This window comes from Lederbergia citrisecunda (assembly GCF_018343695.1).
GTDB lineage: Bacteria > Bacillota > Bacilli > Bacillales > Bacillaceae_C > Lederbergia > Lederbergia citrisecunda.
In genome coordinates this window covers 2,395,209-2,407,689 of sequence record NZ_JAGYPJ010000001.1, presented here as the reverse complement: position 1 = coordinate 2,407,689, position 12,481 = coordinate 2,395,209, and the positions used below count along the sequence as shown (strand labels likewise).

Below are 12,481 nucleotides of genomic sequence, written 5' to 3'. Positions count from 1 at the left end.
ATTGCCGATATTAAAAATAGATTATGTTGAAACTGGGATGAAGGGGAGAAAACTATGGTAGGACAGGTTGGAGGAGGTTTATCGGTAAATCTGGCTTTTAAAGAGCCTGTAGTAAGCAGGGCTGAAGGAGTAGGTGTGGCACAAGGGCAGACACAGGATATAGAAAAAGCTCATTCGTCATCTAATTCACTTACAATGAATCAATTAGAAAAAGTAGTCAACAGCATGAATGACTTTTTGCAAGCTTCACCTACCACACATTTGAAATTTCAGTATCACGATAAATTGAATGAATACTACGTAACAATTGTCGATGAAGTAACTCATGAAGTAGTAAAAGAGATACCTGCGAAAAGAATGCTTGATATTTTTGCAGCGATGACCGAGTATTTGGGGTTAATGGTCGATAAAAAGATTTAACTCAGGTTTTAAGAAAATAAGTATACAAGTTGAAGTCAATATAATTGGCGGTCACTACGATTATTAAACTAAAAAACTCCACCAATTGTTGTGGAATGGAGGTATGAGAGATGAGAATTGCAGGACTTGCAAGTGGTATGGACATTGAAAGCATGGTCAAAAATTTAATGAAAGCAGAACGCATGCCACTTGATAAATTAAAACAAAAAAAGCAAATCCTTGAATGGCAGCGTGACGACTACCGTTCACTAAATACAAAACTGTTGTCATTTAGGGACAAACTTTCAAATTTGAAACTAACGACAAATTACCGTTCGAGAACGGTAACATCTTCTAATGATTCATTCGTTTCAGCTACGGTGACGAGTGGGGCTTCACAGGCTTCGTATTCGATTTCTGAGGTGAAGCAGTTGGCGAGTGCAGCCGTTATGAAAAATACTGGGAAAGTTTCTACTGGAGAAAAAATTGATCCAAATAAAAGCCTTAAAAGCCAACAATTTGGAACTGCAATAAAATGGGATGTAGGAGTAGTTGATAGCCAGACAATCAATGTAAAAGAAGATAATTTCACTACTTTGAAATTAGATCTTAAAGAAGATAACAAGATAAAGTTTTTAGAAGGGGATTCCCCAAATATAAAAGACAATCCCCAAATTAATGTGAAAGTAAATGGGAAATCATATAAGGCGGTTTTGGATTCAAAACAAATTTTAGATGAAAATGAAGTTGCAGTTGATGAAAACGGGAATTTGAGGTTTGGAGCAGCTCTACCAAAAAATGCAACTGTGAAAGTAGATTATGCGCTTGATAAGAAAACCCAGGAGATTAATGTAGGAAATGATGTACCTCTTAAAGCTATTAATCTCGGAAGACCAATTAATAATGACAATGTTTTTGGGATAAAGGTAACATTGAAAGATAATGATGGAGAGGAGGAAACAACTCTAAATTTAAGCATAGGGAATTCAGTTGACGACGAAGATGGTTTTTATTACCTAATGGAAGGTAGTCGACAACTTGGTAAAATAAATCCAACTACTGGAGCTATCCGATTTGATGAAGAGGATGAACAATTTAAGGATGGTGTTCCACCAGGAGCTAAAATTGAAATCACCTATACACAAAATTTCGCATCATTCGATATCCAGACCCAGACATCGAAAGGCGAAGTAAACGAAAAAATCTTTATGACCGAAAATGACACCTTAAACAGTGTTATTCGAAAAGTGAACGAATCCACTGCTGGCGTAACAATGTATTATGATTCTTTTACTGATCAAGTAACCTTGACTCGTAAAGAAACTGGCGCGTATGATGAAGAAGGAAAAAAACAAATTAATGTTAATGGCCAGTTTATGACCGGGGTGTTGAAATTCGATAATGACTCTGGATATGAAACTGCTGGTCAAAACGCCATTTTTACAATCAATGGATTAGAGACTCAAAGAAACACTAACACCTTCGAAATGAGCGGTGTCACGTTTACACTCAAACAAACTTTTAAAGAAACTGCTGGTGCACAACCAGTTTCTATCTCAGTTGGCAACGACACAAACCAAGTATTCGAAAATATAAAAGCATTCGTCACACAATATAATGAATTAATTGCTGAGATTAATGGTAAGTTAAATGAGGATCGCTACCGTAGTTATAAGCCATTAACGGATGATGAACGTGAAGGATTATCTGAGAAGCAACAGGAAAAATGGGAAGAGATGGCAAGAAGTGGATTACTCAAAGGAGATTCAGTTCTTTCTAGTGTTTTATCCAGTATGAGAATAGACATGTCCAGCGTGATTGAAACAAATGGTTTATTTAAACAGCTTGCGAGTATCGGCATTAAAACGACCGCCAATTATTTGGAAGGTGGAAAGCTGGAAATCGATGAAGCTAAGCTAAAAGAAGCGCTTGAGAAAGACCCACAATCCGTTGAAAACTTATTCCGTGGCGATGGAACGACATCTGATCGGGGAGTCGTGCATAGACTATATGACACGGTTGACGCTACGATGAAAAAATTACAAGAAAAAGCCGGACGTGCCACTTCTACAAATCAGCAGTTCACGATTGGTCGTGAGCTTGATAATGTGTCTAAAGGAATTACTCGTTTTGAGCAAAAAATGAAATTGACAGAGGAACGCTATTGGAAACAATTTACCGCAATGGAGAAAGCGATTCAACGAGCTAATGAACAATCCAATTATTTATGGCAACAATTTGGGGGCTAATAAACAAGCTTTATGAGATAATAGGAAGAGATAAAAGTCCTTACAAATAAGGAGTGAATGAAGTGGCAAGCGCTAATCCATATCAAGCTTATCGTACAAATGCCGTCACGACTGCATCACCAGGTGAGCTCACGCTAATGCTTTACAATGGTTGTTTAAAGTTTATTAACTTGGCGAAAGTGGCTATTGAAGCCAAGGACATTGAAGTGAAAAATACGAATATCCAAAAGGCACAAAACATTGTTACAGAATTAATGGTGACCTTAAACATGGATATGGAGATTTCTAAAAATATGATGGCTCTTTATGATTATGCAAATCGTAGTCTTATTGAAGTGAATATTCATAATGACTTGGAAAAACTGAAGGAAGTTGAAGAACTCATAACTGAATTCCGTGATACTTGGAAACAGGCCATTCAAATGAACCGCCAGATGCAACATGCGGTTGGAGGCAATGGGGTTTGATGAACGCTGTCGAAAAATGCGTGGAAATCACGAAAGAAATCATTTCTCTGTCTAAATCAAGTTCTACCGAACGAGATGAAGTCATCAGTGAGATTGAGCGTTTGTTAGGTATGCGTTCAGAATGGCTGTCCAAGATTAACAAGCCATTTTCTACGGAAGAGCAAATAGCTGGGAAAAACTTAATCATCTTGGATAAGGTAATGACGAGTCAATTAAAAAAAATCCAGATGGACATTCAAAGAGATATGAATGGATTGGAACAGAGAAAGATATCAGCAGAACGATACACAAATCCTTACGCAGCAACTGAACAACTCGACGGTATCTTTTACGATAAAAGAAAGTAAAGGAATATGCCAAATTTCACGTATTCGACAAAATTTTTATAGAAAACAGGAAGGATTTTTAAGTTTTGTATAGAAATATATAAACATAGCATTATAAAAGGAGGAGTTATATATGCTGAACTTCCAAATTCGTGGTGAAAACATCGAGGTCACAGAAGCCATTCGTGATCATGTAGAAAAGAAAGTTGGAAAACTAGAGCGTTACTTTAATGAAACTCCTGAAGCAAATGTTCATGTAAACTTAAAGGTGAATCCTGATAAAAGATCTAAAGTTGAAATTACAATTCCGATTCCACAATTAACGCTACGTGCAGAAGAAGTAAATAACGATATGTACGCGGCAATTGACCTAATTGTTGATAAACTTGAAAGACAAATTCGTAAACATAAAACGAAAGTAAATCGTAAATTCCGTGAAAAAGGAAATGTGAATGAATTTTTCAATACGAATGTTAACGGAGCCGCAAATTTTGAAGAAGACGACGATGAAATGACCATTGTCCGCACAAAGCGCTTTGATTTAAAGCCAATGGACAGTGAAGAAGCAGTTCTTCAAATGAACATGCTCGGTCACAGTTTCTTCATTTACACAGATGCGGAAACTGATGGAACCAACATTGTATACCGTAGAAAAGACGGTAAATATGGATTAATTGAAACTAACTAATCAAGTTGAACAAGCACGCAGTTACAATGGCTGCGTGCTTTTTGAATGTAATAAAAGTTTTTGTAGAAAAAAATAATCCAATAATTTAGAATTATCGTAAGGGCTTACATACTATTTGTTTGAAGCAGGGATGCCTACAAACATTTAGATAAAACTGGGGTATGAAAAAGAAAAAAATATTTACTAGGGAGAATTGTATATGAAGACAGATCATCAATATTATCCTTACTCTTCGCAAAGAATGACGGTCCATGGTCAGAAGGGGATGGTCGGTACAACTCAACCGCTAGCGGCTCAAGCTGGTTTGAGGATAATGCAACAAGGTGGAAATGCCATAGATGCAGCAATAGCAACGGCCGCATGCTTAACGGTCGTTGAACCGAATTCAACAAGTATTGGCGGGGATTCTTTCGTACTTGTGTGGACGAAAGGGGAATTGCATGGACTGAATGCAAGTGGTCCTGCCCCAAAAAGTATTTCGATTGAAAAAGTAAAAGCGATGGGGCATGATCATATGCCTGGAATAGGTGTATTGCCTATCACCGTTCCTGGTACACCTGCTTCTTGGGTAGCGCTATCGAAACGCTTTGGAAAACTTCCTTTAACGGAAGTATTAAAGCCGGCCATTGAGTATGCTCGTGACGGTTTTCCGGTATCATCAGAGATCGGAAAGTTTTGGGATATCCGTTATCATGAATACACTGAACAGTACAAAGGCGATGAATTCCAAGAATGGTTTAACGTATTTGCTCCGAATGGTAGAGCTCCTGAAATAGGTGAGATTTGGAAGTCTCCAGATCATGCCCGCACATTAGAAGCCATTGCTGAAACAGATGGAGAAGCCTTTTATCGAGGAGAACTAGCGGAAAAAATCGCTCAATGTGTGGCAAAATATAATGGGTTTTTATCGAAGGAAGATCTTGCTGCCTATGAGCCAGAGTGGGTACAACCAATTAGTGTCAATTATAGAGGCTACGATGTATGGGAGATTCCTCCGAATGGACAAGGTATTGTTGCCTTAATGGCACTGCAGATGTTGAAAGATTTTGATTTTTCTGCAAAAGATTCCGTAGAAACATATCATAAGCAAATTGAAGCTGTAAAATTAGCGTATGTAGATGGATTAAAATATATCACCGACCCGAAAAGCATGAAAGTGACGGAAGAAGAATTGCTTTCTGAACAATATGCTGCGGTTAGACGGGCTCTTATTAATGACCAAGCGATTCTTCCTGAAGCTGGAGAACCTGTTCCAGGGGGGACAGTTTATTTAGCTACTGCAGACCAAGAAGGCAACATGGTTTCTTTTATTCAAAGTCATGCGGGAGACTTTGGTTCTGGCGTTGTTGTTCCAGGTACTGGAATCTGTTTGCAAAACAGGGGCAGTGGATTTTCTTTAGATCCAAATCATCATAATGCATTAGAAGGCGGGAAGAAAACATTCCATACAATCATTCCAGGGTTTATTACGAAGGAAAATGAACCCGTTGGGCCATTCGGCGTAATGTGTGGAATGATTCAACCACAAGCTCATGTACAAGTCGTCATGAACTTGGTCGATTTCATATTGAATCCACAAGCTGCATTGGATGCTCCTAGATGGAGATGGATTAAAGAAAAAGTCATCGAGGTCGAACCGCAATTCCCTGATCATATTGCTAAAGCTTTAGTGCGAAAAGGTCATATCGTCCAACGTGCGGTCGATTCTGGGATGTTCGGAAGAGGTCAAATAATATGCAGGGACCCTGAAACCGGAATACTATCAGGTGGAACGGAGCCACGAGCTGACGGTAGCATCGCAGTTTGGTAAAGTAATATTTTTAGGTAAAGCCCACTATTAATTTTGCCACTATGTTGGTTGGATCAAATCAACTTACAAGTAAATAAAGTAAAAAATAAGGATAAAAGCGACTGCTTTTATCCTTATTAGCTTTTCTATTGTTTCCTTACATAGTAGAATTAAATTTGCGTCAATTATAAAAAGGCGGTTTTACGTAATGAAACAAAAAGATATTTTTATTGCTTTTTTTCGTTCAGGCATTCTTGGATTTGGAGGAGGGCCATCAGCTATTCCCCTTGTTCATAGAGAAGTTGTGCTTGTATTTAAATGGATGAATGACGAAGAGTTTTCAGATGTATTGGCATTGGCGAATGCTTTACCGGGACCGATTAATACAAAGATGGCAGGATACATCGGCTGGAGAGTCGGTGGATTCTGGGGAATGATGAATGCGTTATTCGCAACCGCCGTTCCTACTGTCGTTCTAATGATTTTATTTTTAACACTTCTATCGACGCATAAGGATAAACCCTGGGTAGCAGGCATGTCTAAAGCTGTGTTACCAGTAGCTGGTGTGATGCTCGGTGTTTTGGCATGGGATTTTATCGTAAAATCAAAAAAAGGGCTCGGATGGCTTTGGGCTTTTGTCCTTATTTTGATCAGTGTCTTCGTATTGGAGTTTTTACATATTCATCCAGGAATATTGATTGCTGCTCTCCTTATTACAGCCTTTGTTATAGGAAGTAAAAAGAAGAAAAGCGAAGTGAAAGGAGGCCAATCATGATTTATTGGCAAATTTTCCTTGCGTTTTTTATTCCGGGAATTCTTGGTTATGGGGGAGGTCCATCTTCTATTCCTCTCATAGAAAATGAAGTGGTCAACACGTATGGTTGGCTGACGGTTCATGAATTTAGTGAAATGCTTGCACTAGGGAACGCTTTACCAGGTCCGATTGCAACAAAAATGGCTGGCTATATTGGCTATCAACAAGGTGGTGTGCTTGGAGCAATAGTCGCTCTTTTTGCAACGATTGCACCTTCTATGATACTGATGATTACTTTGCTGGGCATTTTATTAAAATATAAGCATTCTCCTCAAGTGAAAAAAATGACACAGTTAGTAAGACCCGCAATTGCGGTCTTACTTGGCATCATGACCATAAATTTTTTCGTCAGCTCGATTTCGAAGGAAGGATCGGGTTATATCCATACGATAATCATTGGGGTAACGAGCCTATTCCTACTAGAAAAGTGGAAAATTCATCCTGCCTACGTCATTGCTGGGGCGCTTGTCTACGGAGCTATTTTCCTATAAAAGATGAAGCAAGTCGATAGATTCGCTATGCGGCTCACTTGTTGTCATGAAAAGCCGATAGTGATAAGATTATAAGGCAGAAGTAGTTATTTTGGGCTAAATCTGTGTAACGTATCCTCGATTTTACTGTTTATTTCGCCGAATTTTATATGTAAGGGAGCGTTCTATATATGGTGGCTTTTTTAAATAAATTATTTGATCTTAATACGCGTGAAATTAAGCGCTTGGAAAAGATTGCTGAAAACATTCAAGCATTAGAGTCAGAAATGGAAAGAAAATCGGATGACGACTTGCGAGAAAAAACGGCAGAATTTAAAGAAAGATATCAAAAAGGAGAGTCTCTTGATAGTCTTTTAGTAGAAGCATTTGCTGTTGTTCGTGAAGGAGCTAGACGTGTTCTAGGTCTCTATCCTTATCCTGTCCAGCTCATGGGTGGAGCCGCGCTTCACGAAGGAAATATCTCTGAGATGAAAACTGGGGAAGGTAAAACTCTCACTGCTACAATGCCAGTTTATTTAAATGCGCTTACTGGTAAAGGCGTTCACGTCGTTACGGTCAATGAATATTTAGCGAATCGTGACGCGACAGAAATGGGAGAGCTATATCAGTTTTTAGGTTTGACTGTTGGACTCAATTTAAATAGTATGTCTAAGGAAGAAAAACAAGAATCATATGCAGCAGATATTACGTATGGTACTAATAATGAATTTGGTTTTGACTATCTACGTGATAATATGGTGCTTTATTCTGAGCAAAAAGTTCAAAGACCTTTGCATTATGCAGTCATTGACGAAGTCGACTCCATTTTAATTGATGAAGCGAGAACGCCATTAATTATTTCGGGGCAAGCTCAAAAATCTACACAATTGTATATGCAAGCAAATTCTTTCGTCAACATGCTGAAAAAAGATGAGGATTATACGTATGATGAAAAAACAAAAGGGGTTCAGTTAACAGAAGAAGGAATCAATAAAGCTGAACGTGCGTTTAAAATCGATAACTTATTCGATATCTCACATGTGACGTTAAATCACCATCTTAACCAAGCTTTAAAAGCACAAGCTAGCATGCATCTTGATGTGGATTATGTTGTTCAAGATGGCGAAATCGTCATTGTTGACCAATTTACGGGTCGTCTCATGAAGGGCCGTCGTTTTAGTGATGGGCTTCATCAGGCAATTGAAGCTAAAGAAGGCGTTGAGATTCAAAATGAATCAATGACGATGGCGACAATTACATTCCAGAACTATTTCCGTATGTACGAAAAGCTTGCCGGGATGACGGGAACAGCTAAAACAGAAGAAGAAGAATTCCGCAACATTTATAATATGCGCGTTATTGCGATTCCAACGAACAAACCTATTACGAGAGATGACCGTCCAGATTTAATTTATGCATCAATGGATGGTAAATTCCGTGCGGTAGTTGAAGATATAGCTGAGCGTCATCAAAACGGCCAACCTGTGCTTGTAGGTACAGTCGCAATTGAAACGTCAGAGCTCATCTCTTCACTTTTACAAAAAAAGGGAATAAAGCATAATGTATTAAATGCTAAAAACCATGGTCGCGAAGCTGAAATTATTATAGAAGCTGGGCAAGCTGGTGCTGTAACGATTGCTACGAACATGGCAGGTCGTGGTACCGATATTAAGCTTGGTGAAGGCGTAAAAGAATTAGGCGGTTTAGCGGTTGTCGGAACCGAACGTCATGAATCTCGACGGATTGATAATCAGTTAAGGGGACGTTCCGGTCGTCAAGGAGATCCAGGGATTACGCAATTTTATTTGTCTATGGAAGACGAATTAATGAGACGATTTGGATCAGATAATATGAAAAACATGATGCAAAGACTTGGTATGGATGATTCCCAACCAATTCAAAGCAGAATGGTTTCAAAAGCAGTAGAATCTGCACAAAAACGTGTTGAAGGTAATAACTTTGACGCTCGTAAGCAGCTTCTTCAATACGATGATGTTTTACGTCAACAACGTGAAATCATTTATCAACAACGTAATGACGTTATGGAATCAGAAAATCTACGGGACATAATAGAGAAGATGATCGTTTCCGTTATTGAACGAGCGGTATCTGTCCATACTCCTTCAAACGAGGAAGAAGAACAATGGAACTTACAAGGCATTATCGATTATGTGAATGCGAACCTGCTTCCTGAAGGCGATATTACTGCAGATGATTTAAAGCGTAAAGAACCGGAAGAAATGGTTGTTTTCATTTTTGATAAACTAAAAATTCGTTACGATCAAAAAGAAGAATACTTAACACCAGAGCAGATGCGCGAGTTTGAAAAAGTCATTTTACTTCGTTCTGTTGATACAAAATGGATTGACCATATTGACGCGATGGAGCAGCTTAGACAAGGTATTCATTTACGTGCCTACGGTCAAATTGACCCACTTAGAGAATACCAAGCTGAAGGTTATGCTATGTTTGAGAGCATGGTTACCGCAATTGAGGAAGATACTGCAAAATACGTCATGAAGGCAGAAATTCGCAATAACTTACAACGTGAGGAAGTTGCAAAAGGCCAAGCAGTGAATCCGAAGGAAGAAGGCGGAGAGGTAAAAAGAAAGCCAGTCCGTAAAGAGGAAAGCATCGGCCGCAATGCGCCGTGCCCTTGTGGAAGCGGGAAAAAATATAAGAATTGCCATGGAAGGTTGGCGTAGGTCAATCGCTACTAATGATAAATCAATAAATGGCCGTCGACCCCCATTAGTGGAAACGTGGACGGTCATGGCACTTACGTTTTTTTAATCAGCAAGAAATCCCATATTTTGAGGTGGAAGTAAATGGAATTATTTGAAGTAAGAACGGAACTTGAAAAAACGGCATCACGCTTAGCCGATTTTAGGGGGTCTCTTTGACTTAGACGAAAAAGAGACACGAATAGCCGAACTAGATGAAAGAATGCTGGAACCCGGATTCTGGGATGATCAGCAAGCTGCGCAAACGGTAATCAATGAGGCAAATAGCCTAAAAGATCTTGTTGGTGAATATAAGGAATTGCTTGAAACGCAAGAAAATTTGGAACTTACTCATGAGCTCGTGAAAGAGGAAAATGATCCAGAATTAGAAAAAGAGCTCGAATCCGAGTTAAAAGAACTTGTCGGTCGTTTAAACGACTTTGAACTTCAGCTTTTATTAAGTGAACCTTATGATAAAAATAATGCCATTTTAGAGCTTCATCCAGGTGCAGGTGGTACAGAATCTCAAGATTGGGGCTCTATCCTTCTGCGTATGTATACACGCTGGGCAGAGAAAAAAGGTTTTAAAGTAGAAACGCTTGATTATTTACCTGGTGATGAAGCGGGGATAAAAAGCGTAACGTTATTGATTAAAGGGCACAATGCTTACGGATATTTAAAGGCTGAAAAAGGCGTTCATCGTCTCGTTCGTATTTCACCTTTCGATTCATCTGGCCGCAGACATACATCCTTCGTTTCTTGCGAAGTAATGCCTGAGTTTACGGATGATATCGAAATTGATATTCGTTCTGAAGATCTAAAAATTGATACGTACCGTTCAAGTGGAGCAGGTGGTCAGCACGTTAATACAACGGATTCCGCCGTTCGAATTACGCATATTCCAACAGGTACAGTTGTGACGTGTCAAAATGAAAGATCACAAATTAAAAACCGTGAAAAAGCAATGAATATGTTAAAAGCTAAATTGTATCAGCTTGAAATGGAACAAAAAGAAAAACAACTTGCTGAAATCCGCGGAGTTCAAAAAGAAATTGGCTGGGGAAGCCAAATTCGTTCATATGTATTCCATCCATATTCTATGGTAAAAGACCATCGAACGAATACCGAGGTTGGAAACGTTCAAGCCGTTACAGACGGTGATATTGATATTTTTATTAATGCATATTTAAGGTCGAGAATATAATGAGTAGAAGCAGCCGAATCGTTCGGCTGCTTTTTTTAATGAATTGGACTTGCTACAATAATGATAATTACATAAAGAGGATGTGGAAAATGAATATCAAACCGAGAGTTGTAAGTGATGAATTGAAAGCTTATAGGATTGTAAAAAGCAGGAAGATATTATCGGTCGATGATTCTGCTCAACTGGTCAGACTTGAAAAAGGTTATGAAGGTGAGTGGCTCTTCAACGAAAGAGTGGATCAATTATCGAAAGAATGGTTGGTACTCAATGATTTACAGTTAGAAAGTAATAATGCGAATTTCCAAATTGATTCGATACTAATAACCCAAAAACCTTTATTATTATTTGAGATTAAAAATCATGAAGGAGATTATTATATTGAAGACGATAAATGGTTTTACATTAACGGAAGCCCTGTCCAGAATCCAATAAATCAGTTGGAACGAACTGAATCCCTTTTCCACCGCATGCTTCAAGACCACGGATATAACATCCCCATTGAATCCTACATTGTCTACGTTAATCCTGAGTTCTATTTATATAACGCCCCAAGAAATCTCCCTATTATTTTCCCAAACCAATTAAATCGCTTTTTCGCAAAGCTAGAGAAAATTCCAACAAAAATAAATCAACACCATATGAGGTTAGCTAAGAAACTTGTTTCTCTTCATAAGAACGTATCACTTTATTCGAAATCACCAAATTATACCTATAATGAACTTCGCAAGGGGATAATCTGTGCTAATTGTCGTTCGTTTAATCTTGAAAGCAAAAAGATGGTTTTATTATGTAAAAATTGTGGGGCTCTAGAGGATATACATTCCGCGATTTTACGGAGCGTAGACGAATTTACTCTTCTTTTTCCAGAACGAAAAATTACAACAAGTATAATTTTTGATTGGTGTAATGGATAAAGACGAGGAAAACGATTCGAAAGATTTTATTAAAAAAATTCATCCATAAGGGGATTGGAAAGGTTTCTTACTACGAAAGAGTAAAGGAACAGTAAAATTTGTTTATTAACGGTTTCTGTCTCAATCGAAATCAATTTTTATACAAGCGCATTCGTAGGATCAAGAACGAATAATAGCAATAGTCACAATTGGTTCCCGTAATTTCCTGGTGTGGGAACGAAATTGAGAATTTGTTACAAATAATACTCGCATTTCACCAATGCAGGAAGGAAATCGGATTATTGGCCCGATTGATTCCCGCATTTTCTCGATACGGGAATGTAAACGAGTTTTTGTCACAAATGGTACCTGCATTCACTCTATTTTAGAACGAAATAAGATATAGGCCTAAATCCCATTTCGAAAATTTAGTAATAAACCATTAAACAATACAAGATT

Annotated in this window: 11 protein-coding genes; all 11 read left to right on the top strand. The window is 38.3% G+C overall.

Annotated features, from left to right (window positions below):
- Positions 1-54: 54 nt before the first annotated feature.
- The gene (gene flaG, locus KHA93_RS12120; protein ID WP_213110967.1) at positions 55-420 is read left to right on the top strand and encodes a flagellar protein FlaG; all 366 of its coding nucleotides are present in this window, start codon (positions 55-57) and stop codon (positions 418-420) included.
- A gap of 110 nt (positions 421-530) precedes the next feature.
- Positions 531-2,648, top strand: a complete 2,118-nt coding sequence (fliD, locus tag KHA93_RS12115; protein WP_213110966.1) for a flagellar filament capping protein FliD — start codon at positions 531-533, stop codon at positions 2,646-2,648.
- Positions 2,649-2,710: 62 nt separating this feature from the next.
- A complete protein-coding gene (gene fliS, locus KHA93_RS12110) occupies positions 2,711-3,115 on the top strand; it encodes a flagellar export chaperone FliS (RefSeq protein ID WP_213110965.1) in 405 nt (134 codons plus the stop codon).
- On the top strand, positions 3,115-3,462 hold the full coding sequence (fliT, locus tag KHA93_RS12105; protein ID WP_490710552.1) for a flagellar protein FliT: 348 nt from the start codon (positions 3,115-3,117) through the stop codon (positions 3,460-3,462). Before fliS ends, fliT begins: the two co-directional genes overlap by 1 nt.
- 112 nt (positions 3,463-3,574) lie before the next feature.
- Positions 3,575-4,129, top strand: coding sequence for a ribosome hibernation-promoting factor, HPF/YfiA family (gene hpf / locus KHA93_RS12100; RefSeq protein ID WP_233711137.1), 555 nt, complete (start codon positions 3,575-3,577; stop codon positions 4,127-4,129).
- 199 nt (positions 4,130-4,328) lie between these two features.
- Positions 4,329-5,939, top strand: coding sequence for a gamma-glutamyltransferase (gene ggt, locus KHA93_RS12095; protein WP_213110963.1), 1,611 nt, complete (start codon positions 4,329-4,331; stop codon positions 5,937-5,939).
- Between the two features lie 187 nt (positions 5,940-6,126).
- Positions 6,127-6,693 carry a chromate transporter gene (locus tag KHA93_RS12090; RefSeq protein WP_213110962.1) on the top strand — a complete coding sequence of 189 codons (567 nt, stop codon included), beginning with the start codon at positions 6,127-6,129 and terminating at the stop codon, positions 6,691-6,693.
- On the top strand, positions 6,690-7,223 hold the full coding sequence (locus KHA93_RS12085; RefSeq protein WP_213110961.1) for a chromate transporter: 534 nt from the start codon (positions 6,690-6,692) through the stop codon (positions 7,221-7,223). Before KHA93_RS12090 ends, KHA93_RS12085 begins: the two co-directional genes overlap by 4 nt.
- A gap of 170 nt (positions 7,224-7,393) precedes the next feature.
- Positions 7,394-9,907, top strand: a complete 2,514-nt coding sequence (gene secA / locus KHA93_RS12080; protein WP_213110960.1) for a preprotein translocase subunit SecA — start codon at positions 7,394-7,396, stop codon at positions 9,905-9,907.
- 123 nt (positions 9,908-10,030) lie between these two features.
- Positions 10,031-11,129 (top strand): peptide chain release factor 2 gene (gene prfB / locus KHA93_RS12075; protein WP_213110959.1). Its coding sequence is split into 2 segments (ribosomal slippage): positions 10,031-10,102 and positions 10,104-11,129, totalling 1,098 coding nucleotides; the frame shifts between segments, so codons are not numbered across the junction.
- 89 nt (positions 11,130-11,218) lie between these two features.
- The gene (locus tag KHA93_RS12070; RefSeq protein WP_213110958.1) at positions 11,219-12,043 is read left to right on the top strand and encodes a nuclease-related domain-containing protein; all 825 of its coding nucleotides are present in this window, start codon (positions 11,219-11,221) and stop codon (positions 12,041-12,043) included.
- Positions 12,044-12,481: the final 438 nt, after the last annotated feature.